General features: G+C 59.4%; 14 protein-coding genes. 9 read left to right on the plus strand and 5 right to left on the minus strand.

What is annotated here, in order from left to right:
* The first annotated feature begins 1 nt into the window (after position 1).
* Genes ACM6IQ_RS09065 through ACM6IQ_RS09075 form a run of 3 tightly spaced genes read left to right on the plus strand, consistent with a single transcriptional unit; the run spans position 2 to position 1,936 of the window.
* Positions 2-1,210, plus strand: coding sequence for an MFS transporter (locus ACM6IQ_RS09065; protein WP_017337277.1), 1,209 nt, complete (start codon positions 2-4; stop codon positions 1,208-1,210).
* A complete protein-coding gene (locus ACM6IQ_RS09070) occupies positions 1,207-1,329 on the plus strand; it encodes a hypothetical protein (protein ID WP_017337278.1) in 123 nt (40 codons plus the stop codon). The genes ACM6IQ_RS09065 and ACM6IQ_RS09070 overlap by 4 nt, the downstream gene beginning before the upstream one ends.
* A 55-nt stretch (positions 1,330-1,384) precedes the next feature.
* Positions 1,385-1,936 (plus strand): glutathione peroxidase, encoded by a 552-nt coding sequence (locus ACM6IQ_RS09075; protein WP_414878556.1) that lies wholly within the window; start codon positions 1,385-1,387, stop codon positions 1,934-1,936.
* A gap of 89 nt (positions 1,937-2,025) precedes the next feature.
* Here ACM6IQ_RS09075 and ACM6IQ_RS09080 read toward each other — a convergent pair whose 3' ends face one another.
* The 3 genes from ACM6IQ_RS09080 to ACM6IQ_RS09090 all read right to left on the minus strand — a co-directional run bounded on the left by ACM6IQ_RS09080 (position 2,026) and on the right by ACM6IQ_RS09090 (position 4,426).
* The gene (locus tag ACM6IQ_RS09080; RefSeq protein ID WP_414878557.1) at positions 2,026-3,297 is read right to left on the minus strand and encodes an OmpP1/FadL family transporter; all 1,272 of its coding nucleotides are present in this window, start codon (positions 3,295-3,297) and stop codon (positions 2,026-2,028) included.
* Between the two features lie 146 nt (positions 3,298-3,443).
* Positions 3,444-3,926, minus strand: a complete 483-nt coding sequence (locus ACM6IQ_RS09085; protein WP_008033583.1) for a hypothetical protein — start codon at positions 3,924-3,926, stop codon at positions 3,444-3,446.
* 275 nt (positions 3,927-4,201) lie between these two features.
* The gene (locus ACM6IQ_RS09090) at positions 4,202-4,426 is read right to left on the minus strand and encodes a hypothetical protein (RefSeq protein ID WP_008031832.1); all 225 of its coding nucleotides are present in this window, start codon (positions 4,424-4,426) and stop codon (positions 4,202-4,204) included.
* Between the two features lie 976 nt (positions 4,427-5,402).
* Between ACM6IQ_RS09090 and ACM6IQ_RS09095 the strand changes: the two genes are divergently transcribed.
* Both ACM6IQ_RS09095 and rmuC read left to right on the plus strand, forming a co-directional pair.
* Positions 5,403-5,726 (plus strand): sel1 repeat family protein, encoded by a 324-nt coding sequence (locus ACM6IQ_RS09095; protein WP_017337282.1) that lies wholly within the window; start codon positions 5,403-5,405, stop codon positions 5,724-5,726.
* A 175-nt stretch (positions 5,727-5,901) separates the two neighbouring features.
* Positions 5,902-7,266, plus strand: a complete 1,365-nt coding sequence (gene rmuC / locus ACM6IQ_RS09100; protein WP_193393023.1) for a DNA recombination protein RmuC — start codon at positions 5,902-5,904, stop codon at positions 7,264-7,266.
* Between the two features lie 85 nt (positions 7,267-7,351).
* Here rmuC and ACM6IQ_RS09105 read toward each other — a convergent pair whose 3' ends face one another.
* Entirely contained in the window at positions 7,352-10,822 is a 3,471-nt protein-coding gene (locus ACM6IQ_RS09105) for a NahK/ErcS family hybrid sensor histidine kinase/response regulator (RefSeq protein WP_414878558.1), read from the minus strand.
* A gap of 235 nt (positions 10,823-11,057) precedes the next feature.
* Entirely contained in the window at positions 11,058-11,597 is a 540-nt protein-coding gene (locus tag ACM6IQ_RS09110) for a TetR/AcrR family transcriptional regulator (protein ID WP_414878559.1), read from the minus strand.
* Positions 11,598-11,688: 91 nt separating this feature from the next.
* Between ACM6IQ_RS09110 and ACM6IQ_RS09115 the strand changes: the two genes are divergently transcribed.
* From ACM6IQ_RS09115 to ACM6IQ_RS09130, 4 genes are all read left to right on the plus strand, one after another.
* Complete coding sequence (locus ACM6IQ_RS09115) at positions 11,689-12,879, plus strand: MFS transporter (protein ID WP_414878560.1); 1,191 nt, start codon at positions 11,689-11,691, stop codon at positions 12,877-12,879.
* A 44-nt stretch (positions 12,880-12,923) separates the two neighbouring features.
* A complete protein-coding gene (locus ACM6IQ_RS09120) occupies positions 12,924-13,235 on the plus strand; it encodes a cupin (protein ID WP_414878561.1) in 312 nt (103 codons plus the stop codon).
* Between the two features lie 105 nt (positions 13,236-13,340).
* The gene (locus tag ACM6IQ_RS09125) at positions 13,341-14,492 is read left to right on the plus strand and encodes a TDT family transporter (RefSeq protein ID WP_414878562.1); all 1,152 of its coding nucleotides are present in this window, start codon (positions 13,341-13,343) and stop codon (positions 14,490-14,492) included.
* A gap of 96 nt (positions 14,493-14,588) precedes the next feature.
* The gene (locus ACM6IQ_RS09130) at positions 14,589-16,463 is read left to right on the plus strand and encodes an MFS transporter (RefSeq protein WP_414878563.1); all 1,875 of its coding nucleotides are present in this window, start codon (positions 14,589-14,591) and stop codon (positions 16,461-16,463) included.
* Positions 16,464-16,494 lie beyond the last annotated feature (31 nt).

Here is a 16,494-nt window from a genome sequence, read left to right on the forward strand (position 1 = left end):
AATGACATCGATGTGGCGTACTTGCGGTTGGGTTTTAGTGGGGAGTGCGCTGATCCTTGCGTTGTCTCTGGGCGTGCGACACGGCTTCGGGTTGTTCCTGGCGCCGATGAGTGCCGAATTTGGCTGGGGGCGTGAGACGTTTGCCTTTGCCATCGCCCTGCAAAACCTGATCTGGGGGCTGGCGCAGCCCTTCACCGGTGCGCTGGCCGACCGCTTCGGCGCGGCGAAAGTGGTGCTGATCGGCGGCGTGCTCTACGCGATGGGCCTGCTGTTCATGGGGTTGTCCGATTCGGCGGTCACCCTGTCGTTGAGCGCGGGCCTGTTGATCGGTATCGGGCTGTCGGGCACCTCATTTTCGGTGATCCTGGGCGTGGTTGGCCGCGTGGTACCCCCAGAGAAACGTAGCATGGGCATGGGCATCGCCAGCGCAGCCGGCTCTTTTGGCCAGTTCGCGATGGTGCCTGGCACGCTGGGTTTGATCGGTTGGCTCGGCTGGTCGGCGGCATTGCTGGCGCTGGGCCTGCTGGTCGCGCTGATCGTGCCTCTGGTGAGCATGCTCAAGGACAAGCCGTTGCCAGTTTTCGGTCATGAACAGACCCTCTCCGAAGCCTTGCGTGAAGCCTGTTCCCATTCGGGCTTCTGGCTGCTGTCGTTCGGCTTTTTCGTCTGCGGTTTCCAGGTCGTGTTCATCGGCGTGCACTTGCCGGCGTATCTGGTGGATCAGCATTTGCCCGCCACGGTCGGCACGACGGTGCTGGCGCTGATCGGCTTGTTTAACATCTTCGGTACTTACACGGCGGGCTGGCTCGGCGGGCGGATGTCCAAGCCGCGTTTGCTCACCGGCCTGTATTTACTGCGGGCCGTGGTCATTGTCCTGTTTCTGTGGGCGCCGGTGACGACGACCACGGCGTATCTGTTTGGCATGGCCATGGGTTTCCTGTGGCTGTCGACGGTGCCATTGACCAACGGCACCGTGGCGACCTTGTTTGGCGTGCGAAATCTGTCCATGCTCGGTGGGATTGTTTTCCTGTTCCACCAGCTCGGATCATTCCTGGGTGGCTGGTTGGGCGGGGTGGTGTATGACCGGACCGGGAGCTATGACTTGATCTGGCAGGTAGCGATTCTCTTGAGTCTGTTGGCGGCTGCCCTGAATTGGCCGGTGCGTGAGCGGCCGGTGGCGCGCCTGCAAACCCGGATGAGTGCGACATGAACAGCCTCTGGCCGCGGATCGCCGTGGCAACGGGCGGCGTGTTACTGCTGGCGTTGGCGTGGTGGGGTTGGCATCAGGGCGGGCTGGCGTTGATGCAATTGGGTATGGGTGCTTGCTAGCACGATGTGAGGGCGAGTAAGTTCGTCTCAGGCGACTTTTCAAGGAGGTTTGGACATGCTGATGCGCTGGCTGGCCGTTCCCGCGTTACTGGTGGCGTTTACCGGATTGGCTCAAGCGGCCGAGTGTCCCGAGCTTTTGGAAGGCTCGTTGCCCAAGCTGCGCGCCAAGGAATCCATCGACCTGTGTCAGCGCTTTGCCGGTAAACCGCTGGTGGTGGTCAATACCGCCAGCTTTTGCGGTTTCGCCCCCCAGTTCAAAAGCCTTGAGGCGCTGAACCAGCGTTACAAGGGCCAGGGCCTGGAGGTAATCGGTGTGCCTTCCAACGACTTCAAGCAGGAGTCCAAGGACGGCGAAGAGACCGCCAAGGTGTGCTACGTCAATTACGGTGTGACCTTCACCATGACCGAACCGCAGAAAGTCCGCGGTGATGACGCGACCCACCTGTTCCGGGTGCTCGCTGCGCAGAGTGATGCGCCGAAGTGGAACTTCTACAAATACGTGGTCGATCGCAAGGGCAAAGTGCTCGCCAATTTTTCCAGCCTGACCAAGCCTGATGACCCCGAGTTTATCGAGGCAGTGGAGAAAGCACTGGCCTCGCAGCCCTGATCGATACCCACTAAAAAGCCCCGCCTCTGTACAAGAGCGCGGGGCTTTTTTGATTCAAGCGGCGAGCGGTTCAGGCTCGCCGTGAGTCATCAGAAGCGGTAGGTTGCACCCACACCGAAACCGTTTGCCGAGTTTTCATACTTGGCGGTGTAGTTCTGGTTGCGAGCGTTGGTCTCGTTGATCTTGACCGACTCTTCGACCAGGTACGAATACGCGACGTCGATGGTCAGGTCGTCGGTCGGGCTCCAGCCGGCGCCCAGGCTGAAAATCTTGCGATCGCCAGTCGGAATGCGTGGGGAACGGTTCTCGTTGTTGGTCGGCGCCTGATCGACGGAGAAACCGGTACGCAGGACCCATTGCTTGTTCACTTGATACGAAGCACCGATGGCGTGAGCCCAGGTGTCATGCCAGTTCTGTTCTTCGGTGATGGTGCCAAACTGAGGGCGCAGGGCCGCTGGAACGCCTTCGTTCTCGACGGAGATCTCTTTCAGGCGGCTCCAGCGAGTCCAGGTGCTACCGGCGTAGAGCGTCCATTGGTCGTCCAGCTTATGAGTCAACGAGAAGTCGACCGATTCAGGCGTGGTGATGTCCAGCGACGCGTCGTACTTCTGGCTCGGGTTCTGACCCTGCAGCGCGAAGAGTTGGTAGTTGACCTTGGTGTTGCCCTCGAGCTTGTATTTCACTTTCGAGTGATAGGTCAGGCCGACGCGAGTGCTATCGGTGGCTTGAACCAGGATACCGAAGTTGTAGCCAAGCGCAGTGTCGTCACCTTCGATCTTGACCTTGCCGTCTGGACGGGCCTGCGTTGCCGACAGGTTCGATTCCAGGGTGCCGTCAATACGGTTGATGGTCGGACCGAAACCGATCGACACCTTGTCGTTGAAGGCATAGCTGACGGTTGGCTGCAGGGTGACGATTTTGACTTCGCTCTTGCTACCGAAGTAACGACCGGCAAAGTTGTTCTCATAGTCGGTCACCAGGCCGAACGGTGCGTATACACCGAGACCGAATGCCCAATGATCGTCGATAGGCTTGACGTAGTAACCCATAGGCACGCCCATGAAAGGGACCATGTCACCTTTGTTGGAGCCACCATTAGGGCGGGAACTGGCATCACTGATGTCTGTGTGTGCGTCGATAAATGCAACGCCACCGGTTACTTGTTCGCGCTTGAGGCGAGACATACCGGCAGGGTTGCCAAACACGGTGGAAGCGTCGTCGGCAGAAGAAGATCGCCCGGCAAAACCTGTCCCCATTCCGCTGATGCTTTGCTCATTGAGGGCGAAGCCACTTGCGAAGATTTGGGTGGAGGCCACGGCAACGGCAAGGCTAAGGGTGGTTTTGAGCATTACTTTTTTCATTATTAGAACTCTTGGTGATCACCGGGCCGAAAATTACCAACATTTTCGTCCCAGCGCCATAGGCTGTATGCCTTGATTTAGAGCGGTTTTGTAGGACAATCCGACCAAATCGCGGCGTGTTGCGCGATCTTCGGAAAAGGGGGGGATTAGCAGGCAACCTGATTCAATGGTGAAACACAGGTTTGCCAGGCATAGGTGAAGTCTCTCAGGCGTCCTTGAGGCTGGAAGGTCTGGCGCCAGATGCGGGCCATTCCCAGCAGGTCGTCTGCTTCGGGAAGCGGAGTGTTCTGTTCTTCGACCAGCAGCCAGGCGATGGCGGTGGCATAACGAAGGTTGACGGTCAGTTCGAGGTGCGGGCCGCTCAGGAAAGCATGCTGGCTGGCCAGGCCGCGGACCAGGCTGGCGCGCTCCGGATCAAGTGCCAGGTAATGGTCCCAGAGTGCCTGGTGGCGGGGTTCGGCGATTCGGTACAGGCCGTGTCCACGGCGATCGTGCAGGGCGGAGCCCAAGGCTGACTGACTGGCGGCGATGCCCAGCAGCAGGGATTCGGCGGTTGCGCTATGGCGCCCAAGGTAGATCAATGTCGGACGTATCACATAGCGGCACAGTTCGCTGGCAGCGATACCCATAAAACCCTCGAACATGAAGTGGTCGGCGAGTCCTGAAGGTAGCGTTGGCAGCGGGTGGATCGAATCAGGCTCGCCGGAAGCGGCTCAGGCCGCTTGAGTTGAAGTGTAGTGTCATATTCGCGCTGTAAAGGACTGTTTTTAAAATATTTCCGACAGCCAGTTATAACCGTTATATCGGTTAGTGCTTACGCGGCGGGCGCGAAAACAGAAATATCGGGCAATAAAAAGCCCCGCTTTTCAGCGAGGCTTCTGAGGTTTTCAGCCTTTGCGGCGTATCAGGCAACCAGTGCCTGACGGGTACGCTCGATCACAGCCTGCAGCGGCTCGGCGCTGGAGTATTGATCGGGGTACAGGCGTTCGCTGTGACGAGCGATGCCGTGTTCGTTGACCAGTGTGAAGCTGAAGCAGCCTTTGCGAGCGGCCATGATCAGGCAGTTCATTGGGGCAAAAGCGTTGGTTAGGGTGCGGATAGCATCCTGGGTGTGGATTTGAGTAGTCATTTAATGGGTGTTCCTACAAGCGACACGGATAAGAACCGTGCAAAGTTAAAACGTTCCAGTGACGACGACCACCATTGGTCGAACGAAGAACCCGACTGGAACAAAGCAGCCAGTTTGAAGCGCTGATTAAATTGGCGCGCTTGGGCTGGCAGGTAGGTACTTAGGAGGGCAGGCAACACATCAAGGGCAAAGGTTCTGGGCCCGGGGTGAAGATCCTGATCAATTGCAGGCTGGTTCGGTCAGAGTAAATGAGCTTCGCAACACCCTTTGTTTTCGATTCAAAGGCAGTGTTGACGCAAGTTTTACCTGGAAACCATCGAGGTGGTCGATCCCGCTTGTTCGATTGATGCTTCCTGTTGGAAGGCATATCGGGGGGATTTGTTCGACCAGAATTGACTTTCAGCTTGGTACTAACGCCGCGGATAGTAACGGATTGAATTGCAGAAAGGAAGTGTGTTAGCCAAAAACATCTTCTGGTATCACCTCGCAGGTGTTAATTGGCAGCCATGATCGCCTTGTAATGGCTCAAAATCCGACGGTCGGTCTGCGACGTTCATCGGGTCAAAGTAAGCCTGAACCAAGGGTTTGGCAGGGTTTATCCCCAGACCGGCTAACAAAATGCGCCGAAAAAGCGCATCGATATAACTGTCTCGGAGGCACTTGTGCACATAAGTTGCGCGAGTTGTCACCCCACTGTCATCTAGCCCTCCAGCGCAGTGGGTGCCTGCAACCAAAATTTAAGTCAATGAAAAACATCGCTTTTTTTTACTGGTGAAAAAATCGTCAGTTTGACTGCGAGCCCCATTCCACAGGGCTTTGAGAGAGTTCAAGGGCGGTTGTCCACTGAGTTATCCACAGCTTCTGTGGATTGTCCCGAGCGCTTGCTCTAGCACGGGCGTGCCGGGTTTTTTTAGGCTTTACCTGTAAGAAAAAAAGAGTAGAGTGGCGCGCCTTCCGATCTGCCCCACAGTGGTTTATGAAGTTTCGCTCAGTACCCGTTTCTGTAACCTCTACACCTCCCCGTGTTACCCCGCCCAAGCGCTTTTCGATGCGTGTGGCCGAGTGGCTGCTCGACAGCCCGCGCCTGGGTGAAAACAGCAACGTCAAACACTTCGCCGGGCGATTGCTCAAGCAACCGGCCCGAGAAGGCGTAGTGGCCGCGCAAAGCCGTCTCGGCCAGTTGATGTGCCGCGAATGCGGGAATGCCCGGGATCGCCGAATCGGCCAGGACCTTTTGCGTCAGGCCGCGCGGGCAGGGGATCGACGCGCCCAACAGGAACTGGGTCTGATCGAAGACTGAGCTGTCCAAGACCTGACACCTTGGTTAACCTTCAAGCTTTATCGAATGGGCAGGAATGGCGATGGCGATGGACTTGACCAGCATATTGCTCGGGCTGGCGGGGGCTGCACTGCCGTTGTTGGCATTGGCCTGGCAACTTCAGCGCCGGGCGAGCGCCTCGCAGTCGGATGTCGCCCTGCTGGAAGAACGCCTGGCCATGACCCAACTGGCCCAGGATGGACTGAACGCCCAGCTCGAAGCCTGTCGCGACGAGATTGCCGATCTGGGGCAGGCCAACGCCGCCAAACAGGCAGACCTTGCCGCGATGCGCCGTGAAGTCGAACTGTTGCAGATCGAACGCGATGACGCCCGCGATGCGTCCCACGCCTGGAATATCGAACGCGCCGGCAAAGAGGCTGAGTTGCGACGTCTGGACGCCCAGGCCGCCTCCCTCAACGCCGAGCTGCGCGAGCAACAGGAAAGCCATCAGCAGCGTCTCAACGACCTGCAAGGCTCGCGAGACGAATTGCGTGCCCAGTTCGCCGAACTGGCCGGCAAGATCTTCGACGAGCGCGAGCAGCGTTTCGCCGAAACCAGTCAGCAGCGTCTGGGCCAGTTGCTCGATCCTTTGAAGGAGCGCATTCAGTCGTTTGAAAAGCGGGTCGAGGAAAGTTATCAGGCCGAGGCGCGCGAGCGCTTCTCGCTGGCCAAGGAGCTGGAGCGCCTGCAACAGCTGAACCTGCGCCTGAGCGATGAAGCCACCAACCTGACCCGCGCTTTGAAAGGGCAGAAAACCCAGGGCAACTGGGGCGAGCTGATTCTTGAGCGGGTGCTTGAACACGCCGGCCTCGAGAAGGGCCGCGAGTATCAGACCCAAGTCAATCTCAAAGGTCCGGACGGTGAGCGGTTCCAGCCAGACGTGATCATTTATCTGCCGGGCGACAAGCAGGTGGTTGTCGACTCCAAGGTCAGTCTGACGGCTTATCAGCAATACGTGGCGGCGGAAGACGATGCCATCGGCCAGATCGCCATCAAGCAGCATGTGCTGTCGCTACGCACTCACGTCAAAGGCCTGGCTGGCAAGGATTACAAGCGGCTCGACGGTTTGCACAGCCTGGATTTCGTCTTGCTGTTCGTCCCCATCGAAGCGGCATTTTCCGCAGCGTTGCAGGCGGAGCCGAGCCTGTTCCAGGAGGCTTTCGACCGAAACATCGTGATCGTCAGTCCGACCACGTTGCTGGCCACCCTGCGTGTCATCGACAGCCTGTGGAAGCAGGAGCGCCAGAGTCAGAACGCCCGGGAAATCGCCGAACGGGCAGGTTGGCTGTACGACAAGTTCGTGCTGTTCATTCAGGACCTGGATGAAGTCGGCAATCGCTTGCAGCAACTGGACAAGGCCTACAGCTCGGCGCGTAACAAGCTGACTGAAGGCCGTGGCAATCTGGTCAGCCGCAGTGAGCAGCTCAAGTTGCTGGGCGCGCGAGCGAGTAAAAGCCTGCCGGCGGACCTGCTGGAGCGGGCGATGACCGATGTGGACGGGTTGGCAGAGTTGCCCGAGTAAAATCAAAAAGATCGCAGCCTTCGGCAGCTCCTGCAGATGTACACAAAACCCTGCAGGAGCTGCCGAAGGCTGCGATCTTTTGGGCTTACAACGGCAAATGCCGACTCAACAACGCCCGCAACGCTGCCGGTTTCACCGGTTTGGCCAGGTAGTCCAGCCCCGCTGCATGCACCTGGGCCACGGTTTCCGGGTGCCCATCGGCGCTGATCACCACGCCTGGCACCGGCTCGCCCAGGCGGGTTCGCAACCAGGCCATCAAGTCGGTCCCGGTCTCGCCATCGTCCAGGTGATAATCCACCAGCACCAGTTGCGGATGCATGCCATTGCCCAGCAGGGCCGCACATTCGTCGCGGTTGCGCGCTGTCCAGACCTGACAACCCCAGCGGGTCAGCAGGCTGTTCATGCCAACCAGGATGCTGTCTTCGTTGTCGATGCACAGCACCTGCGCGCCGCTCAGGAGTTTGCCGTTGAGCTCGGTGACGTTGGCCGGCGCCGCGATTTGCGTCTTGGCTAACGGAACGGTGACGCTGAATACACTGCCGCGCCCCGGCCAGGAACGCACTTGCAAGGTGTGGCCCAGAACGCGGCACAACCCGTCTGCAATCGCCAGGCCCAGGCCCAGACCTTTCTCGGCACGGGTCTGGTGGCTGTCCAGGCGTTTGAATTCTTCGAAAATCACTTTCAGTTTGTCTTGTGCAATCCCCGGCCCACGGTCCCAGACCTCCAGGCACAGTTCGCCCTTGTGCCGACGAACCCCCAGCAGCACGGGCCCCTTGGCGTAGCGAAAGGCGTTGGTCAGAAAGTTCTGCAAGATCCGACGTAACAGTTTGATGTCGCTGTTGACCCGCAGCGTGCTGCCGCGAACGCGGAATTTGAGCCCTTGGTCCCGGGCCAGCGCCTTGAATTCTGCGCCGAGCGTGTCGAACAGTTCATTGAGCACAAACGGCTTCGGATCCGGGTTGATCTTGCCGTTTTCCAGGCGGGAAATGTCCAGCAGATCGCTGATCAGGTCTTCGGCCGAGCGCAATGACGAATCCAGGTGATGGACCAGTTTCTGCGCTTCGCTGGACAAACTGTCTTCCTGATGGGACAGCGCCGCAGAAAACAGTCGCGCGGCGTTCAGCGGTTGCATCAGGTCGTGGCTGACCGCCGTGAGGAAACGGGTTTTCGACTGGTTGGCCGACTCGGCGGTGCCCTTGGCTTCGGTCAGCGCCACGTTGAGTTGCGACAGCTCGTGGGTGCGCTCGGTGACCCGCCGCTCCAGGCCTTCGTTGGCTTCGGTCAGCGCCTGCTCGGCTTCGCGGAACGCGGTGATGTCGGTAAAACTCATGACGAAACCGCCGCCCGGCATCGGGTTGCCGATCAGCTCGATCACACGACCATTGGGGAACAGTCGTTCAGAGGTGTGGGCGCGGCCCTGGCGCATCCAGTGCAAACGGCGGGCGACGTGCACTTCGGCTTCGCCCGGACCGCACAGACCGCGTTCGGCGTTGTAGCGAATGATGTCGGCAATCGGCCGGCCAACGCTGATCAAGCCGTCCGGGTAGTTGAACAGCTCCAGGTAACGCCGGTTCCACGCCACCAGTCGCAACGACTGGTCGACCACGCTGATGCCTTGTGTGATGTTCTCGATCGCGCCTTGCAGCAGTGCGCGATTGAACTGCAGCACTTCCGAGGCTTCGTCGGCGATTCGCACGACATCCTCGAGTTGCATTTCCCGACCTTCGATAGCGGCTTTTACTACGGCGCGGGTCGAGGAGGCGCCGAGCACACCGGCCAGCAAGCGCTCGGTGTGGGCGATCCATTCACCGTCGGCGTTCTGGTTCGGGTTGAAGCCTTTGCCCTGTCGGTAAGCGAAACGGATAAAACTCTGACGGGCGCGTTCTTCACCGACAAACCGTGCGGCCAGATGCAGCAGATCGTCGATTTGCACCGCCAGCATCGAGCGGGCGCTGGGGCGGGCACTGATCTCCTGGCCGATGAAACGGCCAGCCTGCCAGTGTTCCGAAACCCGTGTGCGCGACAGCACCGATACCCAGGCGAACAAGGTGAAGTTGGCGGCCAGTGACAGCACCACGCCCTGGGTCAGTGGGGTGAGCGGCAGGTTTAGCGGGTTGCTGTGCAACCAGGCCAGGCCGGGGAAACTGCTCAACGATAAACCGAGGCTGTGGGCGGCAATCGGCAGGACCAGCGTGTAGAACCACAGGAATGTCCCGGCGGCGAGGCCGGCGAACACGCCGCGGCGGTTGGCCTGTTTCCAGTACAGTGCGCCGAGCATGGCCGGTGCCAGTTGGGTCACGGCGGCGAAGGCGATCTGGCCGATGGTCGCCAGGCTCGCGGTGGACCCCAAAAGGCGATAGCTGACGTAGGCCAGCAGCAGAATCACCACGATGCTGACGCGGCGCACCGAGAGCATCCACTGGCGGAATACTTCGAACGGCCGCTCGGCGTTATTGCGGCGCAGCAACCATGGCAACAGCATGTCGTTGGACACCATGGTCGACAGCGCCACGCTGGCCACAATCACCATGCCGGTTGCCGCCGAGGCACCGCCGATAAAGGCCAGCATCGCCAGCGCGGGGTGGGCTTGCGCCAATGGCAGGCTGATGACAAACGAGTCCGGCAACACCGAGCTGGGCAGCAGCATCTGACCGGCCAGGGCGATCGGGACGACGAACAAGGCCGCCAACGCCAGGTACGCCGGGAAGACCCACTTGGCCAGGCGCAAATCCTGTGGGTCGATGTTTTCCACCACCGTCACGTGGAACTGCCGGGGCAGGCAGATGATCGCCATCATCGCCACACCGGTTTGCACCACCATCGATGGCCAGTTGATGGTTTCCTTCCAATACGCTTCAAGGCGCGGTGCGAGCATCGCCTGATCGAACAGGTCGTCGAAGCCGTCGTACAGGCCGTAGGTCACGAACGCGCCGACCGCCAGAAACGCGAACAGCTTGACCAGCGATTCGAAGGCAATCGCCAGCACCATGCCCCGGTGGTGTTCGGTGGCGTCGAGGTTGCGGGTACCGAACACGATGGTAAACAGCGCGAGCACCAGCGATACAATCAACGCCGTGTCCTGGGCGCGAGTGCCCATGGCGTCGGCGCCGGCACCGATCAGCAGGTTCACCCCGAGCACGATGCCTTTGAGCTGCAACGCAATGTAGGGCAAAACGCCGACCAGGCAGATCAACGCCACGACAATCGCCAGCGACTGGGATTTGCCGTAACGGGCGGCGATGAAGTCGGCAATGGAGGTGATGTTCTCCTGCTTGCTGATCATCACCATTTTTTGCAGGACCCACGGTGCGCAGACCAGTAGCAGGATCGGCCCGAGGTAGATCGGCAGGAACGACCAGAGTTGTTCGGCGGCCTGGCCGACGGCGCCGAAGAACGTCCAGCTGGTGCAATAGACCGCCAGCGACAAGCTGTACACCCAGGCGCGCACCCGCGGCGGTAACGGCGCACTGCGACGGTCACCGTAGAAGGCGATGGCGAACATGATGGCCATATAGGCCAGGGCAACGGCGGCGATCAGCCCGCTGGACAGCGACATGGGAACTCCAGACAAAAGATACCGGGACTCCCGCCCGGACAGACAGTCTCGCACGACCGTCTGCGTTAGTCAGTGTCGACCAAGGTCGTGGCGTGGTGGGGTGTCGCAGGCGGTGTTTCAGATGTATCCAAGGTGTTTTTTCAGGCCCCTGCTCGAGCAAGCCCGCTCTCACATTCGACTGCATGCTTATAGGAGAACTCGGTTAAATGTGTGGTCCTTGCTCGCGAAGAAGCCCTCACTGACTCAACGCAATCTCGATCAACTGATGCAGCTCCTCAACCTCCAGCGGTGCCGCCGAAAACAGAATGCGAAACACCGAAGGCGCCGCCACCAGATTGATCAGTCGATCAACATTCGGTTTCGGTTGATCAGGATAGCGATCCAGAATCGTTTGCAACTGCCCGCCAATGAGCGATGTGCAAAAGCCCGGCGTCAGGCTCGATTGCACATCGCGCAGCATGTTGCGGCCAGGTTCGGAGCTCATTTCGTCCAGATACTGCTCCGCCCACGCTCGCACGTCTCCCCGCAAGCTGCCGGTGTTGGCCGGTTCGCTATCGGGCTGCATGCGCGCCAGGGCGACATCCGCCAGCAATGTCGACAAATCGCCCCAGCGTCGATAAATGGTCGACGGCGTAACCCCTGCGCGCGCAGCAATTTGCGGGACGGTCACGGTGGAGCGGTCCTGCTCTTCAAGAAGTGCGCGGACCGCCGAGTGAATCGACTCTTGCACCCGGGCGCTGCGTCCGCCAGGGCGTAAACCTTCTTTAATAGCCATGCATCGGACCTTAACACTAATAATTTGCTTTAAGCGCTGGTGAATAGCACACTCCGCAAAAGCAAAAAATTAGCTTTTGCGGAGTGTGCGCATGTCGAATTCAGCTTCCAACCGTTCAAGCCTGTGGTTTCTGGCGATCACTTTACTGAGTTTTCTCGCCGCTTCCACGGCACCGACGCCGTTGTATCACTTGTATCAGGAGCAAATGCAATTCTCGGCAACGACCCTGACCGTGATTTTTGGTGTGTACGCCATCAGTTTGCTGGTGGCGCTGCTGACCGTCGGTTCGCTTTCGGATCATCTGGGGCGCAAGCCGGTCATTTTCACGGCTGTCCTGCTGAACCTGCTGGCGATGCTGCTGTTTATCAATGCTGACAGCGTAGTTTGGTTGATCAGTGCGCGGGTCCTTCAGGGGTTTGCCACCGGGATGGCCACTGCCGTATTGAGTGCCGCGCTGCTCGACATCGATCGCCATCAGGGGCCGCTGGTCAACAGCGTTGCACCGCTGCTCGGCATGGCGATTGGCGGTATGGGCTGCGGCTTGCTGGCCGAGTTTGCGCCGCTGCCGTTGCAGTTGACCTATTGGGTGCTGCTCGCGCTGTTTGTGATGCAGGCGCTGTACGTCTGGCGCCTGCCGGAAAGCGTCAGTCCGCAGCCGGGGGCATGGGCCTCGTTGCGCCCAACCCTGCATGTACCGACCCAGGCACGCGCCACTTTGTGGCGGGTGTTGCCGCTGAATCTCTCGACCTGGGCGCTCGGCGGTTTTTTTGCCTCGCTTGCCCCCTCGCTGTTGCGCACCGCTACCGGTTCAACCTCGAATCTGATGGGTGGGGCGGCAGTAGCGGCATTGACACTGACTGGCGCTCTGATGATTTTCATCCTGCGTAACCAGCCCGCCGCCAAGGCTCTCAAGTTGGGGGGCACCTTCCTGCCAGCAGGTGTCGTGTTGCTTTTACTGGGTGTGCACAGCGCCAGCCTGCCTTTGTTTTTCCTTGGCACACTGGTGGCCGGTTGCGGATTCGGTGCCGGATTCCTCGGCTCGGTGCGCAGTCTGGTACCACTGGCGCTGCCCCATGAACGGGCAGGGTTGATGTCAGCATTTTATGTGCTCAGTTACCTGGCGTTCTGTTTGCCATCGTTGCTGGCGGGGAGCCTGACGCGGACGTTTGGCCTGGTGACCACCACCGACGGTTATGGCGCGGTGCTGATCATCCTGTCTGTCGGTGCCTTATTGGCGTTGCAGCGTGAGCAGCCCATCAAAGTCTGTAGCGCCGATGTTTAATGATCGCTAGCCTTGGCACTGCCATTCATTTCCACGGACCGACCATGAAAATCATCCGCAGCCAATCCTTCACCGCTGACCGTGCCTGGGGCGCGCTCGACATCGCGAACATGAATGGCATCACCACCCGTTTGCACTGGACCGACCAGCCCTACAAATGGCACATCAATGACGGTCAGGAAGTGTTCGTCGTGCTCGATGGCCAGGTGCAGATGCACTACCGCGAAGTAGGTCTGGAGAAAGAGGTGATGTTGAATGTAGGAGATATCTTTTACGCCGCTGTAGGCACCGAGCATGTGGCGCATCCGCTGGGTGTGGCGAGGGTATTGGTGATCGAATCGGAAGGCAGTGTCTGATGCTATATCTGCTAAATAGATAATAGTTAGAGATATTACCCGTTATATCGATATTCGATTCGGATCTACCATGGATTCCACCTCAACCGAGGAGAGGAATTTGACATGACATGCTCTGAAACCGCCAAGCCCGGCCTTAAACCGTTCAGTCATTTGCAGCATCCGCGCGAGGTGATCCGCCAATTCACTCCGAACTGGTTCGCCGCGACCATGGGCACCGGCGTTCTGGCGCTGGCGCTGGCGCAGTTGCCGGTCGCGAGCACGGGCTTGCAAGTGATTGCCGAAGCCCTCTGGCTGTTCAATATCTTTCTGTTCGCTGTGTTCACGGTACTGTACGCAGCACGCTGGGTGCTGTTCTTCGACGAAGCACGACGGATTTTCGGCCACTCCACGGTATCAATGTTTTTCGGCACGATTCCCATGGGACTGGCGACGATCATCAACGGTTTTCTGGTGTTCGGCCTGCCGCGCTGGGGCGAGGGCGTGATTCATGTTGCCGAAGCGCTGTGGTGGCTCGACGTGGCGATGTCGCTGGCCTGCGGGGTGCTGATCCCCTACATGATGTTTACCCGCCAGGAACACAGCATCGATCAGATGACTGCCGTCTGGCTATTGCCGGTGGTGGCTGCGGAAGTGGCGGCGGCCAGCGGCGGCTTGCTGGCGCCGCATCTGGCCGACGCTCATTCGCAACTGATGGTGCTGGTCACCAGCTACGTGCTCTGGGCATTTTCCCTGCCGGTGGCGTTCAGCATTCTGACGATCCTGTTGCTGCGCATGGCGCTGCACAAACTGCCCCACGAAAACATGGCCGCTTCGAGCTGGCTGGCGCTCGGCCCGATTGGCACCGGGGCGCTGGGGATGTTGCTGCTGGGGGGCGACGCACCGGCGATCTTTGCCGCCAACGGTTTACCGGGAATCGGTGAGATCGCCGCCGGGCTGGGGCTGGTGGCCGGGATCACCTTGTGGGGCTTTGGTCTGTGGTGGATGCTGATCGCGTTGTTGATCACCGGCCGTTACCTGCGCGCCGGCATACCCTTCAACCTCGGCTGGTGGGGGTTCACCTTTCCGCTGGGCGTCTATTCTCTGGCAACGTTGAAACTGGCCAGTACCTTGAACCTGACGTTTTTCAGTGCCTTTGGCTGTGTGCTGGTGGCGATGCTGGCCGTGATGTGGCTGATCGTCGCCAAACGCACCGTACAGGGCGCATGGCGGGGCGAGTTGTTTGTCTCGCCGTGCATTGCAGGATTAAACAAATAACCGGCAAAGATTAGGTAAGGTGTGGCCTGGATCGACGATCGACATTCCAACAATGGTATCCACGCCACTCTCTACCCAAATTCAGGAACACGGAAGATGAGTCACCCCTCACAGTTCAGCCTGCTTCGCACCCGGCGCTTCCTGCCGTTTTTCGTGACCCAGTCCCTCGGGGCGTTCAACGACAACGTCTTCAAGCAGTCGTTGATCCTCGCCATTCTGTACAAGTTGACTATCGAGGGTGATCGTTCGATCTGGGTCAATCTGTGTGCGCTGCTGTTTATCCTGCCGTTCTTTCTTTTTTCGGCGCTGGCCGGTCAGTTCGGCGAGAAGTTCGCCAAGGACGCGCTGATTCGCCTGATCAAGCTCGGGGAGATCGCGATCATGGCGGTCGGCGCATTCGGATTTGTCTTCGATCACCTGTCGCTGATGCTGTTGGCGCTGTTTGCCATGGGGACGCACTCGGCGCTGTTCGGGCCGGTGAAATACTCGATCCTGCCTCAGGCCTTGCGTGAAGAAGAACTGGTGGGCGGCAACGGGCTGGTGGAAATGGGCACCTTCCTGGCCATCCTCGCCGGGACCATCGGCGCCGGGATCATGATGTCGTCCGCGCATTACGCACCCATCGTGTCCACGGCGATCATCGGCATTGCAGTGCTGGGTTATCTGGCCAGTCGCAGCATTCCCCGGGCAGCGGCCTCATCGCCGGAAATGCGCCTGAACTGGAATATCTTCAGTCAATCCTGGGCCACCTTGAAACTGGGCCTGGGGCAAACCTCGGCGGTATCGCGCTCGATTGTCGGTAACTCATGGTTCTGGTTTGTCGGGGCGATTTACCTGACGCAAATCCCGGCGTATGCCAAGGAGTGGATGCACGGTGACGAAACCGTGGTGACGCTGATTCTTACCGTGTTCTCGGTGGGTATCGCACTCGGCTCGCTGCTCTGCGAAAAACTGTCCGGACGCAAAGTCGAGATCGGGCTGGTGCCGTTCGGATCGTTCGGTCTGACCGTGTTCGGATTGTTGCTGTGGTGGCATTCCGGCTCAATTCCCGACAGCGTCAACGGCCATGGCTGGATCGAAATCCTCGGCTTTGGTCACACCTGGCTGGTGTTGATCGACATTCTCGGCCTCGGGGTTTTCGGCGGTTTCTACATTGTGCCGCTGTACGCGCTGATTCAGTCACGCACCCCGGAGAACGAGCGGGCGCGAGTGATCGCTGCCAACAACATTCTCAACGCGCTGTTCATGGTGGTCTCGGCGATTGTTTCGATCGTGTTGCTGAGCCTGGCCAAGTTGTCGATCCCGCATCTGTTCCTGGTGGTGTCGCTGCTGAACATCGGCGTCAACGCCTACATCTTCAAAATCGTCCCCGAATTCAGCATGCGCTTCATGATCTGGCTGCTCAGCCACTCCATGTACCGCGTGGAGCATCGCAATCTGGAGGCGATTCCGGATGAGGGCGCGGCGCTGCTGGTGTGCAATCACGTGTCCTTTGTCGACGCGTTGCTGATTGGCGGCGCGGTGCGTCGGCCGATTCGCTTTGTGATGTACTACAAGATCTACAACCTGCCGGTGCTGAACTTCATCTTTCGCACGGCCGGGACCATTCCTATCGCGGGACGTCAGGAAGACATTCAGATTTACGAAAGGGCCTTCACGCGCATCGCCCAATACCTGAAGGACGGTGAGCTGGTGTGCATCTTCCCTGAAGGCAAACTGACTACCGACGGCGAGATCAGCGAATTCAAGGGCGGGCTGACGCGGATTCTCGAAGAGACGCCGGTGCCAGTGATTCCGTTGGCATTGCAGGGGCTGTGGGGGAGTTTCTTCAGTCGCGATCCCGACAAAGGCGTGTTCCGTCGGTTGTGGTCGCGGGTGACCCTGGTGGCGGGGCCGGCGGTGGCGGTCGAGGCGGCAGAGCCTGCCAGGTTGCAAGGGATGGTCGGGGAACTGCGTGGCGCTGTGCGCTGATTCCTGTCAATGCGGGCCGCTACGGTTGCGA

It is taken from the genome of Pseudomonas sp. IT-P100, assembly GCF_949767185.1.
GTDB classification, from domain to species: domain Bacteria; phylum Pseudomonadota; class Gammaproteobacteria; order Pseudomonadales; family Pseudomonadaceae; genus Aquipseudomonas; species Aquipseudomonas fluorescens_B.

Coding starts and splice junctions, on each gene's coding strand:
- ACM6IQ_RS09130 (WP_414878563.1), top strand. CDS start 14,589: ATGAGTCACCCCTCACAGTTCAGCCTGCTTCGCACCCGGCGCTTCCTG.
- ACM6IQ_RS09110 (WP_414878559.1), bottom strand. CDS start 11,597: ATGGCTATTAAAGAAGGTTTACGCCCTGGCGGACGCAGCGCCCGGGTG.
- ACM6IQ_RS09105 (WP_414878558.1), bottom strand. CDS start 10,822: ATGTCGCTGTCCAGCGGGCTGATCGCCGCCGTTGCCCTGGCCTATATG.
- ACM6IQ_RS09125 (WP_414878562.1), top strand. CDS start 13,341: ATGACATGCTCTGAAACCGCCAAGCCCGGCCTTAAACCGTTCAGTCAT.
- ACM6IQ_RS09085 (WP_008033583.1), bottom strand. CDS start 3,926: ATGGGTATCGCTGCCAGCGAACTGTGCCGCTATGTGATACGTCCGACA.
- ACM6IQ_RS09080 (WP_414878557.1), bottom strand. CDS start 3,297: ATGAAAAAAGTAATGCTCAAAACCACCCTTAGCCTTGCCGTTGCCGTG.
- ACM6IQ_RS09120 (WP_414878561.1), top strand. CDS start 12,924: ATGAAAATCATCCGCAGCCAATCCTTCACCGCTGACCGTGCCTGGGGC.
- ACM6IQ_RS09090 (WP_008031832.1), bottom strand. CDS start 4,426: ATGACTACTCAAATCCACACCCAGGATGCTATCCGCACCCTAACCAAC.
- ACM6IQ_RS09065 (WP_017337277.1), top strand. CDS start 2: ATGACATCGATGTGGCGTACTTGCGGTTGGGTTTTAGTGGGGAGTGCG.
- ACM6IQ_RS09115 (WP_414878560.1), top strand. CDS start 11,689: ATGTCGAATTCAGCTTCCAACCGTTCAAGCCTGTGGTTTCTGGCGATC.
- ACM6IQ_RS09095 (WP_017337282.1), top strand. CDS start 5,403: ATGAAGTTTCGCTCAGTACCCGTTTCTGTAACCTCTACACCTCCCCGT.
- ACM6IQ_RS09075 (WP_414878556.1), top strand. CDS start 1,385: ATGCTGATGCGCTGGCTGGCCGTTCCCGCGTTACTGGTGGCGTTTACC.
- ACM6IQ_RS09070 (WP_017337278.1), top strand. CDS start 1,207: ATGAACAGCCTCTGGCCGCGGATCGCCGTGGCAACGGGCGGCGTGTTA.